Genomic DNA, 25,914 nt, shown 5'->3' with positions numbered 1-25,914 from the left:
ATTTGCAGAAAAACTAAAAATAAGAAAGGATAAAAAACTGTATAGTAATCTTTGCATCATACTTCCTTAAGGTTTTTGCATGCAGTTATGCGAAAGTATAGATTTTTTGGGCTGTTGAGTCAAGGCCGGTCACACAGGAAAACAGAGTCTCTGCCGCAATAAGGTCATGAAAACATGCTAACCCTGTGTAATATCGGTAAATCATGTAAACATTGACACCCTGTATTATTGTTTCTATACTTCGCAACATGCAAACAGGTTTTCTGTCTATATCAAAACCGTTATAATTTCTTATTTACTGATATTGCGCTAAATCAGCGGGAGGAGAGTTATGCGTCTATTTAGATTATACATAATTACAGGATTAATTATTTTCGGGATTACCGGATGCACGAACCAGACAAAAGAGGAGATTTTAGATGCCTCAACATGCGACAGGACCTGTCTTGAGGGGTTTGTAAACAAATACCTTGATGCCCTTGTGGCTAATGACCCTGCAAAGGCCCCCTTTTCAAAGACTGCGCGGTATACGGAAAATGGCGACGAAATGCCTTTATCCGGTATTTCAAAGGGTCTATGGACAACAGCCTCTGGTCTGACAGACTACAGGATCTATATTTCAGATACTGAGGCTGGGCAGGTAGCATTTGCAGGGTTTGTAAAAACAAATGACAAAGAAACACCCTTGCTTCTATCCATGCGTCTCAGGATAGAAAACAGGGAGATCACAGAGACAGAGGCCATAGTTGTGGACTCAATGATGGGTGGTGTCGAAGGGGCTATGGCTGTTCCACCGATAGCATATTCTCAGGTCCTCCCGTCTGAAGACCGTGTATCACGTGAAGAGCTTATCAGGATATCAAATCTCTATTTTGACTCCATTGAACTCAGTAACAGTCGGCTTGTGCCATGGCATGATGAGTGCTACCGCCTTGAAAACGGTATGTGGACCGCAGGGCCAAACCTGCCGCAGGAACTTGCAGCACATGTTAAGGAAAAACCTGTACAGCACCCAGGGCCAACTGGTGAAACCTCTATCGCCTTTGCAAAGGGGGTATGTTCAGAGGCAATAGATTCAGGTGTTTTTGCACTTATAGAGAGTATAACACCCAGGAGGACACCCGTGGTTGATGTTGAAAAGGGTGTAACCTGGGGTGTCTATATGTTCAACCATCCCGGTTTTGAAACAATCACAATGCCGGATGGTTCCAAACAGCCAGCAGCCTATTTCAGGGGGGAGCCAAACTCTATGCCCATGTCCGAACTTTTTAAGATCAAGGGCGGTAAGATACGTGATATCATGGCAATAGGAGTTATCAAGAAATACAAAAGCGGAAGTGGCTGGGATTAGATGATAATTACAGCGCCTGTTCTATGGCTCGTGCCCAGGAACAGGTGTTTATTATTTTAACAGTTATTTAGTCTGGCTTGAGGCCTGTTCTACACAGATGACCCAAAAAACACAGAATAAACTCGGCACATTCGGCGGAGTATTTACGCCATCCATTCTGACCATCCTGGGCGTAATAATGTTTATGCGCGCCGGCTATGTAATAGGCGAGGCAGGCATAATACATGCACTTTTTATTCTGTTAATCGCTAAGTCCATTACGGCCCTCACAAGCCTCTCCATTTCTGCGGTATCCACAAACACCCCTGTTTCCGGAGGAGGGGCATATTTTCTTATCTCCCGCGCTCTCGGACCTGAGTTCGGCGGGGCAATCGGCCTTGCCCTTTTTCTTGCACAGGCAATATCTGTGCCCTTTTATATCCTCGGTTTTACAGAAGCCCTTGTCCGCGTATTCCCCGGAGCTGCTCCCTATTTCCTAGGCATAGCAATGTTTACCACAGCAGCATTATTCCTCGTCTCATTGACCGGCGCAAAGATAGCAATAAAGACACAATATATGATTATGGCAATACTCGGGATTTCGATAATTGCCTTTATGGGCGGGTCACTGTTAAATTTCAACTACAGCATATTTTCAGCAAACATGCGATCAAATTATACTTCCGGCGATCTCTCCTTCTGGGTAATTTTTGCGCTGTACTTTCCGGCTGTTACCGGCATAATGGCAGGTGTCAACATGTCAGGAGACCTTAAAAATCCTGGCAGATCCATCCCGGCAGGCACCTTAGCTGCTGTATTTACCGGATTTTTAATATACGGGCTTCAGATCCTGATTATCGGGGGCGCACAGACACGGTCGCAATTGGTTAATTCATCCTTTGAAACCATGGGCGATCAAGCCCTTTTCAGTTTCGGGTTCCTGGTTACAGCAGGAGTATTTGCCGCAACTCTTTCAAGCGGACTGGGCTCATTCCTCGGCGCGCCAAGGATTCTTCAGGCAGTGGCAAGGGACAATGTTGTCCCTCTTACAGGTATTTTTCGCAAGGGTTCCAAAAAAGGCGATGAGCCACATCGCCCCCTGGTTTTTACTCTTGCTATATCCCTTATTATCATTTACTGGGCCGGAGGCAATTCAGAGGGAAACGCATTTAATGTTATCGCCTCCATTGTTACCATGTTTTTTCTGTACACATACGGAATGATAAATATTGCGGCAATTGTGGAATCCTTTGCCGGCAATCCCTCCTTCAGGCCAAGATTCAAATACTACCACTGGCTCCCTGCCATCACAGGCGGGGCAGTATGCACTGTAACCGCATTTCTGATAGACCCCTGGGCAGCAGCCATTGCAGCGGCCCTTATCATACTCTTCTACTTCTTTTTAAGGAGAAGGGTGCTAAGGGTAAGTTTCGGAGATGCCCGGTGGGGCTTCATCTATTCGAGGTTCAGGAGCAACCTCCTGACGCTTTCAAAACTGGCCTCAACCCCAAAGAACTGGAGGCCGTCAATACTTCTGCTTACAGGCAACCCTGAGACACGCCTTACCATGAGCCTCTATGCCCTCTGGATAGGCACAGAAAGGGGGCTTGTGACCCTTGTAAGGGTGCTTACAGGAAGCCTGCTTGAGCTTACTGATCACAGAAGCGCTGCAAAGGAGCAGCTTGACCGCTTTATCATGGAAAATGATTTTAAGGCGCTTTCAACGGTTGTTGTGTCAAATGACCTTGATGAGGGGCTTTCTGCCATTATACAGGGTCATTCAATCGGGCCGCTTCAACCCAATGTTGTTTTTATGGGATGGGCTTCTGATAAAGAGCGGGCCATCCCGTTTGTAAGGCATATGGTCTCTGTGCGTTCACTGGGGATGAGCCTGGTACTTCTAAAAGACAACGGACTCCCGGAAAGGATAATGCCAAGGAGGATAGATATCTGGTGGAGGGGAAAGGAAAACGGCTCATTGATGGTGCTGACTGCCCACCTGCTGCTTCTTAACTCTGAATGGTCAGATGCAAGGATAAGGCTGCTCCGTGTAATACAGCATGATGAGGGGAGGGAGCCCGCAGAACAGGCGCTCAAAGAGATGATACACGATGCCAGGATAGATGCGGATGTGCAGGTGATTGTCTCTGATGCCCCCTTTGCAGAGCAACTGCATAGTTATTCAAGGGATGCAACTGTCGTATTCCTGGGGTTCAACATACCTGAAGAGAAGGATGCTGAATTGTTTCAGGCCAGGTATGGAGAGATGCTCACAGGTCTTCCCACAACCCTGCTCTTCTCCTCTTCTGGTGATGCAGACCTGATGGCTTAATCAGCTTTTACCTTATTGAAGGAATAGGGTGATAAAAGTGCGCCGGGCATATCAGCGCTTCTCCTCCTCTATTTCCATAATATCTCCCGGTGTGCAGTCAAGCGCCTCACACAGGGCAATAAGGGTGGAAAAGCGAATGGCCTTTGCCTTGCCGCACTTGAGTATGGAGAGGTTCGAGAGTGTTATGCCCACCCTCTCTGCCAGCTCGGAAAGTGACATCCTGCGTTTAACCAGCAGCAGATCCAGATTTACCCTTATTGTCTTTGCCATTATATCGTCAGCCTCTGCTCTTCATGTATTTTAACGGCCTCATTAATAACACCCGCCAGCACCAGAAGGGCAATGCCTATAAATATCGCTACCAGATCGAAATTAATAGGGGGCGTGAATTTTATCGCCGGTGAACTATTGATAGATACACTTTTTAGCACAATGTCCAGACCAAAATATTTTAAGGGGGGATAAACCACATTCCAGGTGATAACTGCAATGGCTATCTTCTTAAATCCTTTCACATTTAATGAGTTAAAGGCATCACCATTACTGATAAAAACAAAAATATTACGAAGCTGTAGCAATACATAGCACCAGATAATGGAATTACCCAATAAGGCTAACAGCCATAGTTGCCAGGTAAAAAGATTTTGCGGAATGATATTTATTGCTGCGGCTCCATTTATCATCTGTTCCTTTAACCCAGATATATCCATAGAGGGCAAAGCTGATAAATCAAGTTTAAATCGGGAATCAAAAAAAATATCTAAACCAAAAAAAGAGGGGTCTAATAAATGAGCCATAGTTGTTGCAAAGAACAATGGTATTAAAATAATTATCCACATAAGATAAATATCGTGAAAAAAATCAAGAATGCGTCTTACTGTATTTGCCAGGCGATAGGTTGTCCTTTTATTGTCGGCACCTGAAACAATAGGCCTGTATCTGGGTATGTAGTAACGTCTGACAAACCATAACATTGAGAATCCATAAGCTATCAGCCCAAAAATTAAGATAACTGCAAATAATAAAATTCTAAATTGTTCCATAAAGGTCTCCTTTTATCCAAGGCATTACTTTTCAAAATTTACGCTGACAGACAGTTGACATACCGAATTTTTATTGGAGGATTATCTCTTTCCTCGTAGACAAGGCATGCCTTGTCTCTACCCAAATGCCGGTCAGGAATAAATCCTCTGCGAAAACAATCATATTGTAAGCCTCTGCTCTTCATGCATTTTTACAGCTTCATTTATAATTCCCGCCAGCACCAACAGGGCAACACCAAGGAATAGATATTCAATGCCCACATAAAAATAGGGTGTAATTTTTAATGCCTCGGTACTAACAGTAATATTTTTCAATACAGCCCCATAACCATAATACTGTACAAAGGGAGAAAGGCTGTTCCAGATTATTATTATAATACCCATTTTTTTTAAACTGCCGGTAATCACGCCTGTAAATGCATCACCATTGCAAATAGAGGTAAAAATATTGTGGAATTCAAGAAGTATATAACAGAGAATTAGGTTCTTTAACCAGTCAAGCAATTGATATATATGCCAGAAAATTATTTTTTGAGGGATAATACCCATACTCACTTTACCCCGGAGTGTCTGGTCTTCGAGGCCAGTAATTTTTAAAGCTGATTGCATTTTGAGATCAAGTCTAAAAAAGGTATTGATATCAAAACTCATTATTTTATCGGTTAAAAATGAAGGGTCGAATAAATGTCGTATAGCAGGATAAACATAAAATGCGAATGGCCAAATAATGGCAGTAAATACAGATGATACAAGAACTACGCTTATAATGATCCTCAAAACATTTGCTAGTCTGTAGGTTCTTTTTTCCCCTTTGATGTATGAACCACCAGGTATGTGCTTTATAGAATAACGCCTGATGATCCATATTAATATGATGGCATAAACCAGACCCAGAAGAAATGTCAGAAACCCAGCCATAACAAACTCCTTTCACAGGGAAATTTGAAAACCTTTTAAATTTTGAATGCGATGCTAAAAAAAACGATTTTCGGTAAGTCAATGCGGGCAATTTATTAGATTGCAGATTGATTGTCAATAATATTTTATTGTTTATCAATAAATATTTTGAAATAAACAATACAATATAGCAAGGCTGATTACTGGGATAACAAAGAAGGGGATTAAAGTAATAATATGCAGACGACTAATTTAATCGAAGCAAGCCATTGTTAAAAAAGGGTGTTGCTGTTACATAAAAAAGCTGCGGGGTGAATGCCAGGCATTCAACCCGCTGATGCTAAAAAATGGGAGGGTTGGGGGAAAAAACAATTCTTATTTCTTTAACTTTTGCTCTTGTGGTTAACTATCTTCCATGCGCCGGCTATCAACTCTACCAGGGTTGTTCTTTAATTCTTTTTACCTCCTCTCTCTAATTGGTAGCGCCACCTGATTATGTCAGTCAGCATAGGAAAACAATCTGGTCTTGAATAAATGCAAAGGGGGTGCCACGGGTTCCCTGTATCTGCTCAGGCCAGGGATATCTCTTTTATAAAGAGAGTCTCTTCACGCTGTTAATTTGCTAGCAGAATATAGATACAGATATTTGCCATTTAATTCAACATGTTATTCTGGTCAGATAAAAACAGGAGTATATGACCTCATCAGGATTGTTATTTCAACCGGAGGGATCTCATAAGCTGTTGATAAATTTATTAGTGTCCTGTGAATGTTATTTCATACATGAAGGTGTAATGAAAAGCAGGCAGCTATATGCGCATCCAGTGAGCATTTACAGACGGGCATGGTCCTTAATCCTCTTTCTTGAACACAGCCGGGTCAACTGCATGTTTTTTTAAAAGGGCATAGATATCACCCCGGTACTTACCAGCCATCTTTGCCGCCCTGCTTACATTTCCCTCGGCCAGGGAGAGTATGCCAGCGATATAATTTTTTTCAAACTGTTCCTTTGCCTCTCTGAAAGGCCTAAGCTCGCCGGATTCTACTGTTTCTGACGTGCTGGTCTGCAGGATAAGGTCCTCTTCTATTACATCCTTTACGCACATGGCAACAGCATACTCAATAACATTTTCAAGCTCACGCACATTGCCTGGCCAGGGATATGCCATAAGCTTCAGCATTGCCGAGGATGATAATCTCTTTTTATCCTTTTTCATCTTTTTACTGAATACATCAAGAAAATGATCAACCAGGAGAGGGATATCCTCCCTCCGCTCTCTCAGTGGAGGCAGATTAACCGGGATGACATAGATGCGGTAAAAAAGGTCTTTACGGAACCTGTTGTTTTTAACCTCCTCCTCCAGATTTTTGTTTGTGGCGGTTATTATCCTCGTATCAACCGATATGGGAGCCTCTTTACCTAATGGAAAGAAACGCCTCTCCTGGAGAACACGGAGGAGCTTGACCTGCATGGATTCGGGCATCTCGGAGACCTCATCGAGAAAAAGCGTGCCCCTGTCTGCTTGTGCAAAATAGCCCTTTCTTGCCCTGATTGCGCCTGTAAAGGCCCCCTTTTCATGGCCGAACATCTCACCTTCAAGAAGCCCTTCAGGTATGGCCGCACAGTTGACCGCCACAAATGCATTATCTTTTCTGGCGCTCAAGAGATGAAGGGATTTAGCGATAAGCTCTTTTCCTGTGCCGCTCTCCCCGCAGATGCAAACATTGGAATCTGTTTCAGCGGCCCTTGCAACCTGCTCCATGACCTCATGCATCCTTTTGCTTTTACCGATGATATTTTCGATGCCGTATCGTTCTTCAACCAGATCCTTGAGCCTGCGAACCTCCCTTGACAGGCTGCTCTTTTCAAGGCCGTTTTTTATCTGAAGAAGCAGCTCCCGCCTGTTGAAGGGTTTTGTAAGAAAGCTGTAAGCGCCAAGCTTCATGGCCTCCACAGCGGTATCAATGGTTCCGTGGGCAGTAAGGATTATGACTGGCATCTCCGGGCTCACCTGATGGAACCTCTTCATAAGCTCAATACCGCTTTCATCATCGCCAAGCCTGAGATCCACAAGGGCAAGATCAAATAGCTTATCCTTTACATGATTAAATGCCTCCCCTGCACCGGTTGATGCAGTTACATTGTAACCCTCTGTCTCAAGCCTTAAGCTTAAGACCTCCAGCATGTTTTTATCGTCATCAACTATAAGTATCCTGTCATCAGACATAGCTTTTTACCTTTTTTTATTCCGGCGATTCCTGCCTCTTTTTTTCTTCAATCCCTATATCTATTTCCTTTAATGCCCTGATCTGTTCTTCATATATCCTGTTCTTTTTATCAAGGCTATTAATCTGTTCCTGATATGCGCTGTTCTTTTCCAGAAGATTTTTTATCCTTGCCTCATTATCTATAATCCTGTTCAGGGTATCAATCCAGGCAAGGGATTCTCTTACTAGCGGGCTATCCGGAAAGTCCTTTACAATCCATTTAAAATATCCAAGCGCCCTTGAACTGTCTTTTTTAGGGTTATCAGGATATGCAAATAGGATGCCCATCTCAAACAGCGCTTTGTCTCCGGGTGATTTTTTGGGATACCGCTTAAAAATTTCATTGTACTCCTTTAGCGCACCGCTATAATCCCCATTTTTCATCATGCTGCGGGCTGGTTCCATAGGATCGGCCTCAACATGTATCTTTTCCTTTGCCAGTTTTTCAGGGATAACGCCTGACAGTTTTTTACTAATAGCACAGCCCTGGGCCATCATCAGTATCACAAGGAGAGAGGCACAGTAAAAAAGAAGGTGCTTCCTGTTTTTCCATTGCTTTCTACCCATATTTCTCCTCCATGGGCATTAATGATCTGTCTTGAAATATAAAGACCAAGACCTGTACCCTTTTCATGTAATTTTCTGTATTTGTCAAATATCTCATGTATATGTTTCTCCGGTATGCCAGGGCCTGTATCGGAAATAGAGACCTCAATAATACGTTTTTTTTCTTTCCCGCCTGCATCGCTCAACACCGCATCCCTTTCAATGACCCTTACAGAGACCCTCCCTTTTTCAGGGGTGAATTTAAGCGCATTGCCAAGAAGGTTGTCAAGCACCAGACCCATCTTTTCAGGGTCAATAAATGCGTTAGATACAATATGCCCGGGGTTATACTCCAGAGTTATATTTTTTCTCTGGGCAATCGGCTGTACCTTTGAAAGGGCTATCGCCACCAGGTGTGTAATACTGTATTTCTCCATATGATATTCTGCTATCCCGGCATCCATCCTGGACAGGTTAAGCACCCTGTTGACCGATGTAATAAGCCTTTCGCACTCCTCCTCAATTATGGTAAGGAGCTTTTGTTGCTTTTCTGCGGGCCTCTTTTCAAGCGACTCTACATAAAGGCCTATGGCCTCCCTGATTACAGCAAGGGGCGTCCGGAACTCATGAGACACACCAGCAATAAAATCTGCCTTGAGTTCATCTACCTCCTTTAATCTGTCACACATATTATTAAAGGCCCCTGCTAGCTCGTTTATCTCAGGCGGAGATGATATCTCAATGTGCTTTTCAAATCTTCCCCGTGCGATCTCCTTGATCCCCTTTATAAGTAGGCGGACAGGCCGGTGAATTGTCCGGGAGATAAAAAAGGCTATCAGTACAGCCATGACTAACGATGACACCGACATAATCATGATAACCCTGAGCGCCTCCTGGCCAACCTCCCCCGACATCCTGATCCTGTTGTTGATCGCCTTTTCAGTTGCCTCTCTAAGCACATCCAGATGCCCGATGACCTCGTCAACCAGCGCCTGTTTCTGCTCTTCAAACCCCCTTTTATCATAGCCGGTCTTATTTATTACATGTTCTGCCTCTTCTTCTACCTTCATTGAATACTTTTTACAGGCATCTCTTAATAATGCAGCCCTCTCGTAATTCCCTGCCGCGCTAAGGAGTCCCTTTAACTGATCAAGATCGCGCAGAAAGGATTTTCCGGTCTCATTAAACTGGTCTAGAAAATCCTTATCTTCGGAGATAACATACTTTCTTTCAAATTTCCTTAAGGTATAGATGCCATCTCTAAGGCGGTCAGCATACCTTAATGTCTCGCTGTCAACCTCGCTGATAGAACGTATGGCCTGGTTCAGCTCACTGAATTTCAGGACAGAATAGGTGGAAAGCGCCACCACCACCAGGAGGATCAGAAAAAAGCCTGCCATCAATCTTTTAAAGATAGTAAGTTTCATATTTCTTTCGGGAGAGAGAGGGTTTTGACTCTTTTCACCTGTTACTTGTTTAGGGAGATGCGGCTAACACCCTTTAAAAACACGACTAAATTTTGTACCTTTTATTTTTCGAGTAGTTATATATCATAGTTTACAGGCAGTCAACAACCACCTGTGGCAGCGAAGCATATGATCGATTGCTGGATAAATAAAAAATAATGCCTTAATATTCAAGAATCCCCTTCCAATGTCCGATATTAAACATGGAGTTTCCGTGGTTTAAAACAAAAATCAGGGATAACTACAAGAAAATATTATAAAGTAAAGGGCAAACCATTCGAAAGGATGGGACGCAAAGCCTCCGGTCTACATCTGTAAATCAGATATGAAAGCGGGGTTGCAAATATAAAACCTGGCCCGTTTTCCATGAAGGATACGGGTTTTTTAGTTAAAGGGTTAGTTATTAATGGAATCATCAGTAGAAAAAACAGTACTTGTTAAGTACAGGAAAATAATAACAACAATTCTTGTCCTCTTTTTCATAATAATCCTTATATATCTGATAAAAGGCAATACAGGGTTTAATAATGTAAAAATGATCACCTTTGAAAAAAACAGCAAAAAAGAAAACCCCAATCCCTTGAGGAGAAACAAGGTCGTTATTACAAATATCCATATGGGGGCAGGGCACAATGATTCCCTGGGCCTTGTGCTGGCCAGCCCATATACAAATGTAGAGCAGGAATCGCAAATGTACAAATATTCAACCCTGATAAAAAATGACTTTCTAATGACTGTCAGCGAAGAGAAATTGAAGGAGTGGATTAAAAACAGGGATTTTGATGACATAAAGGCCACATTTAGAAAAATTGTTAATAAATACATTGATGAGCCTGTGCCTGAGGTCTATATAAGCAGTTACTTTTATGAATAGGCAGAATGGATTGCCTGTCAAATTTGAATATTAAGTACCCATAAACAAAACCCCAATTGAATACTTAATACCCAATTCTAAGCGTATAACCTGATTTATCGACATCTAAATTAAGCAAAAATAAGATTATATTAGTTAATATAGTCTTATTTTAAATGGCAAAACCCTTGCAGATGAAATGCATATATTATCCAGATGTATGCAGTGGATATAGAGCTGCTAACAGAGATTTTCCAAGGAGGCGACCCATGACCAGTATAAAGTTGAATAATGCAGTTAATCGGAATCCAAAGGGCCATATAGATCAGATACTCAAGGAGTTTGAAAAAGGCTGTGATGAGGCAATCATTAGAAGAGAAGGAAAGAGGCTGATTATAGAGCCCAAAAAGAGATCAGAGGATACAAACAACAGGCCTGCGAGTCGAGGCCTGACTTTTTTGCCCCTTGGTGATATCAGGATATGATAAAGGGTACCCATATCCTGATTAGTTGAAAAGGGGTACCCTGAGGATGGTTTTCAACAGTTAATTAAATGTCCTCTGAAAACCTGTGTTTTAGATATTATCCCTTTATTCACAGAGTTTTCCCTCCCTGAATCAGCCCTGGTATAGAGACGCCAATCACTGTATGCCGGGGCTGATTCTATTTTACCTTGAGCTCTTCAACCCTAATAATATCAATTTGTTATTGATATTTTCAGAAGTTTGTAATAAATCATATATTTGCCTGAGATAGTTCAGGGGTAGTCTGCCTTAAAAAAGGCAGACATTGAAAAATAAATCATTAAAATGGAGTATTTCCTATGGATTTCAAATTAAGTGAAGAACATCAGATGATAAAAGATATGTGCAGGAAGTTTGCTGACCAGGTATTAAAACCAAAGGCAACAGAATATAACAAACAGCACAAATTTCCGGCAAAGGCGATCCAGCAGCTCGGGGAAATGGGGATAATGGGCGTTGTATATCCTGAGGAGTATAATGGCGCAGGCATGGACTACATCTCTTACGCTATAGCAGTGGAAGAGCTTTCACGGGGTGGCGCCTCAACAGGCGTTACAGTATCTGCACATAATTCACTCTGCCTCTCACCCATATATTATTTTGGCACAGAAGAGCAGAAGAAAAAATATATGCCCAAGTTATGTTCAGGCGAGCATATTGGCTGCTTCGGTATAACAGAACCGGGTGCAGGCTCAGATGCATCAGGAACAGCAACCAGGGCGGAACGTAAAAATGGAAAGTGGGTGCTTAATGGCACAAAAAGTTTTATAACAAACGGCGGGGTAGCAAGTGTAGCGGTAGTTATGGCAAAGACATCCAAGGATGCCGGGCATAAAGGTCTCTCCATGTTTATCGTTGAAAAGGGTACACCCGGATTTTCAGTAGGCAAGATCGAAGACAAGATGGGTATACTCTCTTCTTCTACAACCGAGCTTGTTTTTGAAGATTGTGAAATACCTGAAGAGAACATTCTGGGCAAGGAGGGCCAGGGTTTTAAGATAGCAATGCACACCCTTGACGGCGGACGTGTAGGTATTGCCGCGCAGGCATTGGGCATCAGCCAGGCGGCAATGGAAGAGGCTATTGCCTATTCAAAGATCAGGAAACAGTTTAACCAGCCTATCGCAGAATTCCAGGCTATACAGTGGATGATCGCTGACATGGCTACCGATATAGAGGCAGCAAGGCTTCTGACCTATCAGGCCGCTGACATGATGAACAGCGGTGACAGGCAGAAATACTCCAAATATTGTGCAATGGCAAAGCTGTTTGCATCAGAGGCATCCCACCGTGTTACTCATAAGGCACTGCAGATCTTCGGCGGTTACGGTTACACCACGGAATACCCGATGGAGAGATATTGTCGTGATGCAAGGATTACAGAGATATATGAAGGCACGTCAGAAATCATGAGACTGGTTATTGCATCCAATATGCTTAAATCCTAATACTTAAACAGGGAAGGTCTGTAAAATGAAAAACAAGGTTATAAATATAACTGAGGCAGTTGACAAGATGCCTGATGGTGCGAGCATCATGATAGCAGGTTTTCTTGGTAATGGAACTCCTCATAACATAATTGACGCTATTCTGGCAAAGGGCATAAAAAACCTGACCATTATTTCAAATGATACCGGCATTACAGGCATCGGTATATCAAAACTGATCGCCGCAAAGGTTGTGAAAAAGGTTATGACTTCACATATAGGCACAAATCCTGAGACCGGTAAACAGATGATGGCCGGCACATTAGAGGTGGAGCTTGTTCCCCAGGGAACCCTTGCTGAAAGGATACGCGCTGCCGGGGCCGGCCTTGGAGGAGTTCTTACACCTACCGGGGTTGGTACAGATGTGGCACATGGTAAACAGACCCTGGTGCTGAACGGTAAAGAGTATCTACTTGAGTTACCCATAAAGGCGGATTTTGCGATTCTTGGGGCAACTATTGCCGATACCTTTGGCAACTCATTTTTTAATGGTACTACAAAGAATTTTAATCCCGTTATGTCCACAGCTGCTGATACTGTCATAGTAGAGGCAGCAAAGATAGTTGAACCGGGAGAACTGGACCCGAATGTAGTAATGGTCCATGGGATATTTGTAGACTATATTGTAAGGAGCAATTCAAATGGATGATGCAAAAAATATAATAGCAAGGAGAATTGCACAGGAGCTGCATGATGGTGATGTGGTAAATCTTGGTATTGGTCTGCCTACCCTGGTCGCAAATTACCTGCCCGAAGGGGTTGATATAACAATACAATCCGAAAATGGTGTTCTTGGTGTGAATGGCTCCCCTGAAAAAGGAAAAGAAGACCCGGACCTTATTAATGCCGGGGGAAAACACATAACCGTCAGAAAAGGGTCCTCCTATTTTGATACTGCCACATCATTCGGCATTATACGAGGCGGTCATGTGGATGCCACTGTTCTTGGCGCCCTTGAGGTGGATGAAAAGGGAAACCTGGCAAGCCACATGGTGCCGGGCAAGATGGTATCTGGTATGGGTGGCGCAATGGACCTTGCAACAGGGGCAAAGAAGATAATAATAGGCACACTTCATACAAACAATGGAAAAGCCAAGATCCTGAAGAACCTGACACTCCCTATAACGGCTGTGGGTGTTGTAAAACTGATTGTCTCTGAAATGGCAGTTATAGAGGTTTCACCTTTAGGTCTTGTCTTAAAAGAAATAGCAGAAGGGACAACCGTTGAACAGGTAAAGGCTGCCACTGAGGCGGAGCTTATGCTAAGCCCGGATCTTAAGACCTTTTCTGTTCAATAACCGGATGTTACCAGATGAAAAGTAAATTTTTTCAGGATTATTACCCTGAGAACTACTCCTACTGCTATGGATGCGGCAGGCTCAATGAAAAGGGTATGCACATTAAAAGCGAGTGGGATGGAGATGAAGGGGTATGCCGTTATACCCCTGATAAAAGCAAGACCGGGGGTTTCCCGGAATTTTTATACGGGGGTATTATCGCCTCCCTGATTGATTGCCATTGTGCCGGGACAGCTGCGGCTGCAAAAGAGAGGCAGGATGGTTTTGAGCCGGGGGAAAGGCCAATGCATAGGTTTGTAACCGCATCCCTCAAGGTGGATTATCTCAAGCCCACCCCTGTTGGGGAAGAGCTTGAGATAAGGGCATCAGTAAAGGAGATAAAAGGTAGAAAGATCACCCTAACTGCAACCCTCTCTGCCTCAGGTACGATTACTGCAAAGGGCGAGGCTGTAATGGTGATGATACCCGAAGAGGAAAGTAAAAATTAGAAAAATTTAAACAATTACAGGGAGAAATGTAATGGAAAAAAGAAATACCAATAAACTGATCATATCATGCTGCCTTTCAGGCGCAGGGACAACAAGGGAGATGGCTCCTGCTGTTCCCCTGCACCCGGATGAGATTGCAGCCGATGTTGTTCGTGTAGTCAAGGCAGGCGCTGCCATAGTTCATATACATATACGTGATGACGAGGGTAAAAAATCCATGTCAATTGACAAGTTTACACAGGCGGTTGAGCTTACACGCGCTGCATGTAAAAAGGAAAACCTGGATGTCATCATTAACCTCACCACCTCAGGCGGTTCATACATTGATGATGAACGTATTAACCACCTGGCAAAACTGAGGCCCGAGATGTGTTCATACGATTCAGGCACACTCAACTGGGCAAATAGTTTTGTATTTGAAAATCATCCGCGCTTTCTTGAAAAGCTCACCAAGGCGGTGCTTGAGTATGATGTAAAGCCAGAGGTTGAGGTGTTTGATACAGGCTTTATGGGGAACACCGCATTCTATATCAAAAAACACGGGCTCAAGGTGCCCACCCACTACCAGTTTATTATGAACGTACCCGGTGGCATGCCAGGCACAGTAAAGAACCTTGCCTTCCTTGTTGAGATGCTTCCGGCAGGATCAACATGGTCTGTATCAGGGATTGGTTCAGCCCATATGCCCATGATGCTTGCCGCCCTCGCAATGGGTGCAGATGGTATCCGAGTAGGGCTTGAGGATAACGTGGTATTTGATGTTGATAAAGATGGTAAAAAGATAATAGGCGCAAACGAACAGTTTGTAAAACGGGCTGCGGACCTTGCAAGGCTCTCCGGCCGTGAAATAGCCAATGCAGAAGAGGCAAGAAAGCTCTTGGGTATCACCAGGAAATGCCTGTAGTCTTTTAATTATTTTGATTATATATGCAGAGGGGGTTTTGTCTCCATTGAGACAAACCCCCTTTTTTTATATTTCCTTAATTTTTATATACAGGCAGTGTTATCTTGCCCAGGGCGTTTTCTTTTTTACTGTGTCATTATTTGGATCTTTATATGCAGGGTCCAGGATCAGGCCGCATCTTGTACAATAGCCAGGATTCTTTGGCATGGGCACTGGGGGTACGCCCCTTGTCCCACATCCCGGGCATTTTCTGATCAGATGGCGTTTTATTATAAGGCCAACTATACCGGAAAGCATCAGGATGGTAAACATTACAACCGCAAATACAAACAGGGGATGGGTATCAAAAAAAAAGGTTAATACAATCAGAAACAGAGCAGGGTAAAGCATGAAGAGCATATAAAGCTCTGAGCTCCTGTGAAATCTGTATATCTCCTCCAGCTTTATCTTCTCTTCTTTTGTCGGTATCCTTGGTTCCATCCTGATTCCTCTTGATTAATCAAAGCGCCCTGTCATTAAGGAGAACCATTAAAAAATTTAATTTTTTGGCAAGTTGCTGCAACTATCACACATCACTCCCAGTTAGTCCAGAAAAATGATTTTATCATTTTTATGATTGACAAAAACCGACAACTGTATATACTGCACCATAACAGTTGTAACACTGCTGAACAGGAGGATAAATGAGTAACATAAGCATAATCATATCCCAGACCTCGCCCAGGCCCATCTATGAACAGATAGAGGACCGAATCAGGACTCTTATTGTTTCAGGGGATCTTAACGACGGGGATGAACTCCCATCCATTCGCACCCTGGCGCAGGACTTGAGGGTGAGTGTCATCACAGTAAAAAGGGCCTATGACGAACTGGTTGCAGCGGGATTTCTTACTTCGGTTCAGGGTAAGGGTTGCTATGTATCTGTAAAGAACAAGGAATTATTCAGGGAGCAGCGGATGCGGATCGTGGAAGAAAAGCTTGATGAGGCGGCAAACGAGGCAAAACGCATTGGCATGACCTTAGATGAATTGCAGTCAATGCTGATGATCGTATTTGAGGAGGAAAAATAGATGGAAAATGCCATTAAGGTAACAGGGCTTTCAAAACATTACACCGGGTTTGCATTATCAGATGTATCATTCAGCCTGCCCCGCGGTACGGTCATGGGGTTTATCGGCAGGAACGGGGCTGGCAAGACCACAACCATAAAACTTATTATGGGGCTTATTCATAAAAACGCAGGTTCAATTGAGGTTCTTGGAAAGGAGATGGGGCCGGACAGCGCTGAGATCAGGGAAAAGATCGGGTTTGTCTATGATGAACAGGCCTTTTATGGCGGCATCATGACAGTAAGAGATGTCGGGAAGATGACCGGCCGTTTTTACAAAGAGTGGAACAATGCTGAATTTTACAGGCTTATTAAAACCTTCAACCTTGACCCTGAGCAAAAGACAGAGGCGTTGTCACACGGCCAGAGAACCAAGCTCTCACTTGCACTAGCTCTTTCACACAACGCAGAACTCCTTATTATGGATGAGCCAAGCAGCGGGCTTGATCCGGTGTTCAGGAGTGAGTTTATAGATATCCTTTACCGGATTATCCAGGATGAGCACAGGTCTATTCTCTTTTCTACACACATAACAACTGACCTTGAAAAGATTGCAGACTACATAACCCTGATCGATAGCGGACGGATTGTCTTCTCAGAGACAAAGGATGATATTCTGGACAGGTACAAAATAGTAAAAGGCCCATTGAGCCGTCTTGATGAAAAGGGGCGCGAGATGTGTGTCGGAGTCCGTGAAATGCGAACCGGTTTTGAGGCGCTAAGCGCCTCTGCTGATAAACTTGCTACCCTGATTGGCGCGGATGCAATCACCGAAAGGGCGACCCTTGAAGATATAATGGTTTTTACAGTAAAAGGGGAGCAAAATGGCAGGTAATATAATCAGCCTCATTAGAAAGGATTTCTATACCCTGTGGACAGAAAAGGCGATAGGGGTATCTGTATTTTTACCAGTAATAGTTTTATCTTCTATTGCCCCGGCATGGAAGTCTCTTGCCCTGCTTTTTTTACCAATTTTTACATTATCGTATGGCTTGAACACTTTCATGTTGGAAGAAAAATACAGGACAGAAAGATTTTTTGCCTCCCTCGCTGTACGACGCAGAGAGATTGTTTTATCAAGGTATTTCGGGATAGCAGTGATAATGGCTGTTCATCTAATTCTGGCCTATTCGGCAAATTTTGGATTTTATCTTGCGGGCAAGCTAAAATTTCAGCTCCCTCCCGGTTATTTTTCATTGGTCTTGATGGTTGTGTCATTGCTTATATCTATCTCTTTCCCGGTTTACTTCAAATATGGAGTCACAAAAGCAATGAATCTTATATCATTTGGGTTTATGGCGGCCTTTTATGCCCTCTTCTTCGCTGTATTTAAAATACCAGGACTGTTCGAAAAGATAAGAAAATTTTCATTGGAGGATACATCTATAATGGCATTTATTCTGACAGGGATTGCAATCCTTTTATTTGTTCTCTCTATCAGGATATCTTCAGGCATATACTTAAAAAGGGACATATAAAGACTCTCTAACGGTCAGAGCTTGAAAAGGACAAAAATGAAAGGAAATATTATCAATCTGGTTCGTCGGGATTTTGATGCCTTAAAGAGTGATAGGATCATGTCGAATCTGTCCACAGCACTTTTTACGTTAAGCGTTATATTTGCCTCATTGGTAAACGATATAAGTCTGCTTCCTTTGTTTCTATTCATCTACAACTATATCCAGAATCTTTTCAGCCTTGATGAAAAACATCCCACAGAAAAATATTTTGCATCTCTTCCTGTCCGGCGCAGCGAAATAGTGTTATCCCGCTATTTAGGCGTTGTGGTAATAACGGCCATTTATCTTTTAATCGCATATCTTGTAAACAGGGGTTTCATATTCTTCAACTTTTCTCTCTCTGTAGAAGCGAGGCAACCTTTACCTGCAGGTTACATCATATTAGTCTTCCTGATCCTGGCTTTTTTGACCTCCTTTACTTTACCATTTTATTTCAGGTTTGGTTTCTCAAAGTCAAATGGGGTCTCAGTAATTCTCTGGATGGTTTTAGGAGCGTTGACTCTGGCCAGTTTCTTTGATTCAGATAGATCAAGCCTGACGGATTTTATATTTTGTCAGGAGATCACAGGATCAATAATTCTGTTTGGAAGTGCCGTTCTTCTTTTGGCAATCTCAGTTCCTTTGACAGTAGCACTCTATAACAAAAAGGATTTATAGCATTACCTGTTTAATGATCAATAAGATGAGGAGGTAAATATGGAAATAAAGAGAGAAGATAAAAAGTTTAGCGTGCTTCAGGTTGTTCTCTGTATTGCGGTTGTGGCCCTGATAGCCGTTATCATAAATCAGAGATACAGAATAACCTTGAAATGCAGAAGGATGTTCAGCAGTCTATAAACCCTAATGAGCCTGTGCTTAGCAAAGAAAATCTGGAGAAGTCGGTTAACCTTCAAAAGAACCTTTTCACCGGATACCTTAATTCCTCAAAAGGCATCCTTACCGATTCACAGCAGGCCCAGTTCAATTCCTATATTGATTCACAGAATTCCATGCTGGAAATGAGTGTGCAGTTTTTGGGAGGGGCTAATAATCAGGCTGAAAAAAGCCAGTAAATTTACACCTTTACCGTAGAGACAAGGCATGCCTTGTCTCTACAGGGTAAGAATACCCTGATATCATAATCTTCACGATAATTTTTTAAACAATGTAATTATTTCCTATATTTTTTTGTTGTGATATCATCCTCCCAGTTTGAAGCGGTCAAAATCACTCAACATGTCATGGAGGTTAACTATGAAAACCTATTTAATACTGATTCTTTTTACTATTCTGATTTTTTACTCCTTTAGCACTGCCAGCGCTGATGATAAATCGGTTTATGATTCCCTGAAGTGCGGGATATGTCATAAGGCAGATACAGGAAAGACATATCCCTCACTAATTGAAATTTCAAAAGCTTATAATGGGGATACAGAAAAGCTTGTTAAATATTTTCAGGGGAAGAGCGAACCGATAATGAATCTTGAAAAGGCAAAGAGCATGGAAAAATTCCTTGAAAAAACAAAGGCGCTGTCTGAAGATGAATTAAATTCGCTGGTTGAATTTATATTAAGTCATGAGGAGTAATATCTACCTGCCTGGGCAGAAGGGTGAAAGAAAAAATCAGCACCATGCTTATACCATGAGGTATGGTGCTGTGTTTGATATGCACCCCGCCTCACATACCTTACACCTTGACAACCGGTTGTAATCCTGCCATATAACCAGCCTGGTAATAAATTATCCATTCAGGCATAAAATTATTCGCCCGATTAGATTAAACAACCGGGAGGTACCACCATGAATGCATCACATCTTATTAGCTGCCTTTTCATTAACTTAATCCTTATGGCAATTTCCGCTGTAGCTGTACCTATACTGGCACAGGATGAATGTTCTGACTTAGCAGGCCTGAAATTTGATAATGCAAATTACCAACCCGGAAAACCAACATGGTAAAATATTTGTTACCTGGTTAAATAAATTCTTCGAGGGAGAACAGAGTGGAACCTGAAAATACAATTACTGATGATATACATCAAACCCTGCCTGCTCTTTATCAAAGCTTTGGTAAAAGACATGATTCCCTGATACCCATTCTACAGGGGATACAGAACAAACTTAAGTACATTCCAAAAGAGGCAATATCTATAATAGCAAACGAACTCTCCATGTATGAAAGCGATATATATGGGGTCATTACCTTTTATACCCAGTTCAGGTTAAGCCCTGTTGGCCAGCATATTATTAAGGTCTGTAAAGGGACTGCATGCCACGTTGGAGGGGCTGAAACCGTAGGAGAGGCTGTGAGCGAGATGCTGCAAATCTCCAAAAATGAAACCTCCAGAGGAAACAAATTCACCCTTGAATATGTTGCATGCCTGGGATGCTGTTCCCTTGCCCCGGTCATGATGATCGATGACAAGGTCTATGCCCACTTAACAAAAGAGAAGATAAAAAAGATACTTGAAGAGTATTAACACAGGATATGACTATGGGAAATAGAGAAATAGTTGTACTGATGGGGACATGCGGTAAATCAGCAGGCGCAGACAGGGTTTATGATAAATTTGCCTCTGCCCTCAAGGCAAAAAGCATAGCAGGAGTAGAACTGAAACAGTCAGGGTGTGCAGGGCTCTGCTATTCAGAGGTCAATGTCAGGACCTTTCGGGATGGCAAAGAGTACCTCTATGCACAGATAACCGAAGATGATGTTGAAAAGTTCATAGACTCAGAAATCATTGAAAATAAAACATACATGGAAAAAATCCTGTTTGAGGCGGACCCTGTTGATGATACAGCCCTTTTCCCCAAGCAGAAAAGGATTGTACTCAGAAACTGCGGTAAAATCACACCCACCTCAGTCGACGATTATATTGCTAAAGATGGATACAAGGCCATTTTAAAGGCGCTTACGATGCCGCCGGAAAAGGTGGTTCAGGAGATAAAGGATTCCGGGCTCAGGGGCCGCGGCGGTGCAGGATTTCCTACCGGGCTCAAGTGGGAGCTTACCAGAAAAAACCCTGCGCCTGAAGGTCGATACTTTATATGTAATGCTGATGAGGGTGACCCTGGCGCATTTATGGACAGGAGTGTGCTTGAGGGTGACCCCCACTCAGTAATAGAGGGCATGCTGATAGGCGCTTATGCAATAGGCGCCAACCACGGTTATATATATGTCAGGGCAGAATACCCACTCGCAGTTAAACACTGCCTTAAGGCAATAGAGGATGCAAAGGCAAGGGGGTTCCTTGGCGAAAATATTATGGGTAGCGGTTTCTCTTTTGATCTTAAGACAAAGGAGGGTGCAGGGGCATTTGTGTGCGGAGAAGAGACAGCCCTTATTGCATCAATAGAAGGGAAAAGGGGTATGCCCAGCCTGCGGCCCCCTTATCCTGCTGAAAAGGGGGTGTTTGGGAAATCAACTGTAATAAATAATGTTGAGACCCTGGCGAACATCCCCTGGATAATCCTGAACGGGGGCAGCAAATATTCTGAGACAGGGTATGAAAAAAGCAGGGGCACCAAGGTCTTTGCCCTCGCAGGGAAAATCAAAAAGGGCGGCCTTGTTGAGGTGCCCATGGGAACAACCCTTCGTGAGGTCATATATGATATAGGCGGGGGCATGGCAGAGCCTGAATATAAATTCAAGGCGGTTCAGCTGGGTGGCCCTTCGGGTGGATGCATCCCTGAAAGGCTCCTTGATCTGCCTGTTGACTATGAGAGCCTTGTTAAAACAGGGGCCATCATGGGCTCAGGCGGTATGGTTATCATGGATGAGAGAAGCTGCATGGTGGATCTTGCAAGATACTTCTTAAATTTCACACAGAATGAATCATGCGGTAAATGCACCTTCTGCAGGCTCGGCACAAAAAGGATGCTTGAAATCCTTGAGAGGATATGCAAAGGGCAAGGCACCATGGATGACCTTACACTCCTTCAGGAGATCGCAAAAAAATGCTCAACATCCTCTTTGTGCGCCCTTGGCGGCTCAGCCCCAAACCCTGTGCTTACAACCCTTAAATATTTTTATGATGAATATGTTGAGCATATTGTAAATAAAAGGTGCCCGGCAAAATACTGCAAAAAGCTATTGACCTATACCATAAATGATAAATGCATCGGGTGTACTGCATGCGCAAGAAAATGCCCGGTAAAGGCCATATCCGGAGAAAAAAAGACACGCCATTTTATAGATCAGCAAAAGTGCATAAAGTGCGGGGCCTGTGTCGCCACATGCAAATTTAATGCAATTGATACAGAGTAAACAGGGGATTTGAATATATGAAGCTTACAATAGATGGCATACCCTTTGAAACAGATAAGGATATTACAATACTTGAGGCATGCGAAAGTATCGGTATAGAGATACCAACGCTATGCAATGACCCGAGGCTTATCCCCTTTACATCATGCTTTTTATGTGTGGTGGAGGTTGAGGGTGCAAAAGGTTCTGTGCCTGCATGCGCCACAAAGGTAAGAGAGGGCATGGTTGTAAAAACCAATACTCAAAACATCAATGAGACAAGAAGGCTCTGCATGGAGCTTCTTTTGTCGGATCATGCAGGGGATTGTATTGCACCGTGCCGCTTTAACTGCCCTGCTGGCATTGACATCCAGTCATATGTGGCCCATGTCGCAAACAGGGACTATAAAAGCGCCATTAAGACCATAAAGGATACAAACCCGCTGCCCCTGGTTTGCGGCAGGGTCTGCCCCAAGCCCTGCGAGGATGTGTGCAGAAGGGGGCTTATGGAAGGCCCTGTTGCTATTGATAACATAAAACGCTTTGTATCTGATGAAGACCTTAAAGAGCCATTTATCCCTGAGGTTAAACCTGCTACAGGTAAAAGGATAGCAATAGTCGGGGCAGGCCCCGCGGGGCTAAGCTGCGCCTATTATCTGAAGATAGAGGGTTATGATGTTGAGATCTTTGAAAAGTCAGACAGGCCCGGCGGGATGCTGCTCTGGGGCATACCTGAATACAGGCTCCCTAAAAGTCTTCTGGCTAAAGAGATTGAGATCATAACACGCATGGGGGTAAAGATTCATTTTAACAAAACCCTTGGCAAAGATTTCTCTATCAAGGATTTGAAGGAAAGGTATGATGCGGTTTTCTTAGCGATCGGCGCGCAGAAAAGCACAGCCATGAGGGTTAAGAATGAAGATGCAAAAGGTGTGTTTGGCGGGATAGATTTTTTATACACTGTTGCAAAGGGTAATAAGATTGATATCGGTAAAGGCGTTGTGGTTGTGGGCGGAGGTAACACTGCTATAGATGCAGCAAGAACGGCTGTACGCCTGGGCGCAGGGAATGTTACCATTGTCTACAGAAGGACAAGGGATGAGATGCCTGCTGAGGATATTGAGATTGAAGAGGCGGGGCATGAAGGGGCCATCTTTAAATTCTTACGTGCACCGACTGAAATCCTTACACAGGATGGAAAGGTAACAGGGATCAAGTGTCAGGTCATGGGGCTTGGCGAGGCAGACTCAAGCGGGAGGAGAAGGCCGGTACCAGTAGATGGAGAGTTTGAGACAATTGAGGCGGATACAATTATTGCGGCCATTGGGCAGTATGTTGATCCTTCCGGGCTTGATGTCCCTGTTGATGGGACAAATGGTATTTCCCTCACAAAATATAACACCATCTCAGCCAACGTGGATGAGAGGACATTCCAGACAAATATACCGGGTATATTCGCTGGTGGTGATGCTGTAACAGGCCCTTCCATTGCCATAAGTGCGATCGCCCATGGCAGGTATGGGGCTTTATCTATCCATTCATGGCTTTCAGACCAGCCTCTGGTTAAGGATTTCAGGTCTGCATTTAATTTTTCTTTGGGACAGAAACTTACAGAAGTGGATAAAAACTATATCCCCCACGCACCCAAACAAGAGAGAGAGAAATCGGGCTCTTTACCCATTAAAGAGCGGCTTGATAACTTTAATGAGGTAGATTTTACCTACTCTGAAGAGCAGGCGGTTCGCGAGGCTAAAAGGTGCCTTTCATGCGGCTGCCTTGATGCGGATGAATGCAAGTTAAGGCTCTATGCTGAAAGGTTTAAAATAAATGTAAACCGCATCAGGGGAGGCATCAGGGAACAGCATATAGACAGCTCCTCAAAATATCTGGTATTTGATTCAACCAAGTGTATCAAGTGCGGTAAATGCATAAGGGTGTGCAGCGATCTCAAGGCCATAGGGGCGCTCGGTTTTGCGGGCAGGGGGTTTGAAACAGACATGCTCCCCTCAATGGAAAAGAGCCTTATTGAGACAAGCTGCGTTGAATGCGGCTCATGCGAATCTGTCTGCCCATCCGGGGCAATCCTTGATAAATCCCTTGTCCTTGAAAAGATCGCCCAGTTTAAAACAGAGGTAAAGCCATCTATCTGCAGGGAATGCTCTATCGGCTGTGAGATTTTCACTGTTTTATATGAGGATAAGATTATAAGGGTAATACCTAAGAACAGGGGCACTGTTTACGAATCAATGTTATGTAAGACAGGCAGATATGAGAGCATGATGGATATTGAAAAATCACAGGCGTTTGATTTTTCACAATACGAAAAGATGAAACTTTATGATGCCTCAATCAGGGATATAAAAACCGCTATCAGCAGTTCAGAGGTTATAATCAACTGGGGGGTGGATATATTTAATTTTTATGCACCTGTCAGCTATCATTTAAAGAAGTACCTGGATAAAAACTCTGATGCTGCTTTATCCACCTATTTTTATTTCAAAATAGACTTTGATATCTTTGGTTTCAACAATTATCCTATTAACAGGGTTAAATCTCAAAGTGAAACCATTATGGATAAAGGGTTACTCCAGGTAATTGAATCAGGAAAAAGGATATTGATCATCCTGGAAGAGACCTCTCTTTCAAAAACAGAAATTGAATATTTCATGAACTTAAAAGAAAAAGGAAATATAAAAATATTAAACCTCGTCAGGAGAAAAAATTTTTAATTAAGGAGGATAAGTATTATGGATAGACGTGACTTTATTAAGGCCAGTGTAATTGGCATAGGGGCAATGGCAATAGCAGATACCGCATCAGCCCTTCAGTATTATCCCAAAAATTCGGATAAAAAATGGGCGGTTGTCTACAGCACATGGTGCGGATCAAGCCGTGATGCAGGGGTGTGGATATCCGAAGGTTTAGGCGGCATTGCTGATGTATTTGATGTGCGCGAAAATCCTGACCCAAAGGGTTATGACTATATCGTGGTGGGTGGGTCAATCAGGATGGCAAAGGTGTCTCAGGAGTTACAGGATTACCTTGCAAAGAATAAGGATATCCTGAAAGATAAAATTAAAGGATTCTTCTGTGTATGCGGAAATAGAAAGCAGCCCACAGGGCCTGAGCAGATAAAAATGCTTATCGATAATCATCTCTCGGTAATTACCGGCATATCGGGCGTACCGGGTAAGGTCTTTAATGGCAGGATTACATTCAGCCTTGTGGAACCTGAATATCTCAATATGGTTAAGGGTTATGGAGAATATGACTTTATGAAGCGTACTGATTTCCTTGATTTTGGAAAAACCATACTTGCTTCGGTGTAAATAGAACAACCATATTCCCGGTTTATATTGACATACACTGCTTAACCCAATATATTCGCAGACTTAAAATGTGTAATCTTTTTAACAATGGGTGGATTCTGAGCTTTTCTTATCATATCGGTTGACGAAGTTTTGAAAATCACTGAAAATCAAAGGGCAAATTACAGGCTGTAGACTGAAAACCTGTTTAGCCCGCGGAATATTGAATTTATACACGGATCAAGCGCAGAAGTGCGGTATAATATCAGCTCTGACTGGCTGAATAGTCCCCTTGAGCGGGGTATATAATAGCTATA

The 25,914-nt window shown here is 43.1% G+C and carries 27 protein-coding genes and 1 riboswitch; of the genes, 20 read left to right on the top strand and 7 right to left on the bottom strand.

Annotated features, from left to right (window positions below):
* The first annotated feature begins 331 nt into the window (after positions 1-331).
* Together GX654_14635 and GX654_14630 are read left to right on the top strand one after the other, a co-directional pair.
* Positions 332-1,351, top strand: a complete 1,020-nt coding sequence (locus GX654_14635; protein ID NLD38101.1) for a hypothetical protein — start codon at positions 332-334, stop codon at positions 1,349-1,351.
* A 97-nt stretch (positions 1,352-1,448) separates the two neighbouring features.
* Positions 1,449-3,662, top strand: a complete 2,214-nt coding sequence (locus tag GX654_14630; GenBank protein NLD38100.1) for an amino acid permease — start codon at positions 1,449-1,451, stop codon at positions 3,660-3,662.
* 51 nt (positions 3,663-3,713) lie between these two features.
* On the opposite strand, the gene GX654_14625 is transcribed toward GX654_14630, so the two are convergent.
* From GX654_14625 to GX654_14600, 6 genes are all read right to left on the bottom strand, one after another.
* On the bottom strand, positions 3,714-3,932 hold the full coding sequence (locus GX654_14625; protein ID NLD38099.1) for a helix-turn-helix transcriptional regulator: 219 nt from the start codon (positions 3,930-3,932) through the stop codon (positions 3,714-3,716).
* The gene (locus GX654_14620; GenBank protein ID NLD38098.1) at positions 3,932-4,705 is read right to left on the bottom strand and encodes a DUF2975 domain-containing protein; all 774 of its coding nucleotides are present in this window, start codon (positions 4,703-4,705) and stop codon (positions 3,932-3,934) included. The genes GX654_14625 and GX654_14620 overlap by 1 nt, the downstream gene beginning before the upstream one ends.
* Before the next feature lie 159 nt (positions 4,706-4,864).
* Positions 4,865-5,623 carry a DUF2975 domain-containing protein gene (locus GX654_14615; GenBank protein ID NLD38097.1) on the bottom strand — a complete coding sequence of 253 codons (759 nt, stop codon included), beginning with the start codon at positions 5,621-5,623 and terminating at the stop codon, positions 4,865-4,867.
* A gap of 830 nt (positions 5,624-6,453) precedes the next feature.
* Complete coding sequence (locus tag GX654_14610; GenBank protein ID NLD38096.1) at positions 6,454-7,830, bottom strand: sigma-54-dependent Fis family transcriptional regulator; 1,377 nt, start codon at positions 7,828-7,830, stop codon at positions 6,454-6,456.
* A gap of 16 nt (positions 7,831-7,846) precedes the next feature.
* Entirely contained in the window at positions 7,847-8,437 is a 591-nt protein-coding gene (locus tag GX654_14605) for a hypothetical protein (GenBank protein NLD38095.1), read from the bottom strand.
* Positions 8,374-9,843 carry a HAMP domain-containing protein gene (locus GX654_14600; GenBank protein NLD38094.1) on the bottom strand — a complete coding sequence of 490 codons (1,470 nt, stop codon included), beginning with the start codon at positions 9,841-9,843 and terminating at the stop codon, positions 8,374-8,376. Before GX654_14600 ends, GX654_14605 begins: the two co-directional genes overlap by 64 nt.
* Before the next feature lie 296 nt (positions 9,844-10,139).
* Positions 10,140-10,227, top strand: a riboswitch (cyclic di-GMP riboswitch).
* 61 nt (positions 10,228-10,288) lie between these two features.
* On the opposite strand from GX654_14600, the gene GX654_14595 reads away from it, so the two are divergent.
* The 7 genes from GX654_14595 to GX654_14565 all read left to right on the top strand — a co-directional run bounded on the left by GX654_14595 (position 10,289) and on the right by GX654_14565 (position 15,436).
* Positions 10,289-10,756, top strand: a complete 468-nt coding sequence (locus GX654_14595; protein NLD38093.1) for a hypothetical protein — start codon at positions 10,289-10,291, stop codon at positions 10,754-10,756.
* Positions 10,757-11,004: 248 nt separating this feature from the next.
* Entirely contained in the window at positions 11,005-11,220 is a 216-nt protein-coding gene (locus tag GX654_14590) for an AbrB/MazE/SpoVT family DNA-binding domain-containing protein (GenBank protein NLD38092.1), read from the top strand.
* Positions 11,221-11,558: 338 nt separating this feature from the next.
* The gene (locus GX654_14585; GenBank protein ID NLD38091.1) at positions 11,559-12,707 is read left to right on the top strand and encodes an acyl-CoA dehydrogenase; all 1,149 of its coding nucleotides are present in this window, start codon (positions 11,559-11,561) and stop codon (positions 12,705-12,707) included.
* Between the two features lie 25 nt (positions 12,708-12,732).
* Positions 12,733-13,395: a CoA transferase subunit A gene (locus GX654_14580; protein ID NLD38090.1), complete on the top strand. Its 663-nt coding sequence runs from the start codon at positions 12,733-12,735 to the stop codon at positions 13,393-13,395.
* The gene (locus GX654_14575; GenBank protein ID NLD38089.1) at positions 13,388-14,044 is read left to right on the top strand and encodes a 3-oxoacid CoA-transferase subunit B; all 657 of its coding nucleotides are present in this window, start codon (positions 13,388-13,390) and stop codon (positions 14,042-14,044) included. The genes GX654_14580 and GX654_14575 overlap by 8 nt, the downstream gene beginning before the upstream one ends.
* A gap of 14 nt (positions 14,045-14,058) precedes the next feature.
* Positions 14,059-14,532, top strand: a complete 474-nt coding sequence (locus tag GX654_14570) for a PaaI family thioesterase (GenBank protein NLD38088.1) — start codon at positions 14,059-14,061, stop codon at positions 14,530-14,532.
* A gap of 31 nt (positions 14,533-14,563) precedes the next feature.
* Positions 14,564-15,436, top strand: coding sequence for a 3-keto-5-aminohexanoate cleavage protein (locus tag GX654_14565; protein ID NLD38087.1), 873 nt, complete (start codon positions 14,564-14,566; stop codon positions 15,434-15,436).
* Between the two features lie 99 nt (positions 15,437-15,535).
* On the opposite strand, the gene GX654_14560 is transcribed toward GX654_14565, so the two are convergent.
* Entirely contained in the window at positions 15,536-15,916 is a 381-nt protein-coding gene (locus GX654_14560; protein NLD38086.1) for a hypothetical protein, read from the bottom strand.
* A gap of 212 nt (positions 15,917-16,128) precedes the next feature.
* On the opposite strand from GX654_14560, the gene GX654_14555 reads away from it, so the two are divergent.
* The 11 genes from GX654_14555 (at position 16,129) to GX654_14505 (ending at position 25,618) form a co-directional block, all read left to right on the top strand.
* Entirely contained in the window at positions 16,129-16,506 is a 378-nt protein-coding gene (locus tag GX654_14555; GenBank protein ID NLD38085.1) for a GntR family transcriptional regulator, read from the top strand.
* Positions 16,507-17,379, top strand: coding sequence for an ABC transporter ATP-binding protein (locus GX654_14550; protein NLD38084.1), 873 nt, complete (start codon positions 16,507-16,509; stop codon positions 17,377-17,379).
* The gene (locus tag GX654_14545) at positions 17,369-18,022 is read left to right on the top strand and encodes an ABC-2 transporter permease (GenBank protein ID NLD38083.1); all 654 of its coding nucleotides are present in this window, start codon (positions 17,369-17,371) and stop codon (positions 18,020-18,022) included. The genes GX654_14550 and GX654_14545 overlap by 11 nt, the downstream gene beginning before the upstream one ends.
* Before the next feature lie 36 nt (positions 18,023-18,058).
* The gene (locus GX654_14540; GenBank protein NLD38082.1) at positions 18,059-18,721 is read left to right on the top strand and encodes an ABC-2 transporter permease; all 663 of its coding nucleotides are present in this window, start codon (positions 18,059-18,061) and stop codon (positions 18,719-18,721) included.
* A gap of 39 nt (positions 18,722-18,760) precedes the next feature.
* A complete protein-coding gene (locus GX654_14535) occupies positions 18,761-18,901 on the top strand; it encodes a hypothetical protein (protein ID NLD38081.1) in 141 nt (46 codons plus the stop codon).
* Positions 18,874-19,116, top strand: a complete 243-nt coding sequence (locus tag GX654_14530) for a hypothetical protein (protein ID NLD38080.1) — start codon at positions 18,874-18,876, stop codon at positions 19,114-19,116. Before GX654_14535 ends, GX654_14530 begins: the two co-directional genes overlap by 28 nt.
* A 181-nt stretch (positions 19,117-19,297) precedes the next feature.
* A complete protein-coding gene (locus GX654_14525) occupies positions 19,298-19,630 on the top strand; it encodes a c-type cytochrome (protein NLD38079.1) in 333 nt (110 codons plus the stop codon).
* A 446-nt stretch (positions 19,631-20,076) separates the two neighbouring features.
* Positions 20,077-20,523 (top strand): NADH-quinone oxidoreductase subunit NuoE, encoded by a 447-nt coding sequence (gene nuoE / locus GX654_14520; protein NLD38078.1) that lies wholly within the window; start codon positions 20,077-20,079, stop codon positions 20,521-20,523.
* A 14-nt stretch (positions 20,524-20,537) separates the two neighbouring features.
* Positions 20,538-22,310, top strand: coding sequence for an NADH-quinone oxidoreductase subunit NuoF (locus tag GX654_14515; GenBank protein ID NLD38077.1), 1,773 nt, complete (start codon positions 20,538-20,540; stop codon positions 22,308-22,310).
* A gap of 17 nt (positions 22,311-22,327) precedes the next feature.
* A complete protein-coding gene (locus GX654_14510; protein ID NLD38076.1) occupies positions 22,328-25,018 on the top strand; it encodes an FAD-dependent oxidoreductase in 2,691 nt (896 codons plus the stop codon).
* An 18-nt stretch (positions 25,019-25,036) separates the two neighbouring features.
* Positions 25,037-25,618: a hypothetical protein gene (locus tag GX654_14505; GenBank protein NLD38075.1), complete on the top strand. Its 582-nt coding sequence runs from the start codon at positions 25,037-25,039 to the stop codon at positions 25,616-25,618.
* The last annotated feature ends 296 nt before the right edge of the window (positions 25,619-25,914 follow it).

Origin of the sequence: Desulfatiglans sp. (assembly GCA_012513605.1) — a bacterium.
Lineage (GTDB): Bacteria > Desulfobacterota > DSM-4660 > Desulfatiglandales > HGW-15 > JAAZBV01.
This window is presented reverse-complemented; position numbering and strand designations above follow the sequence as displayed.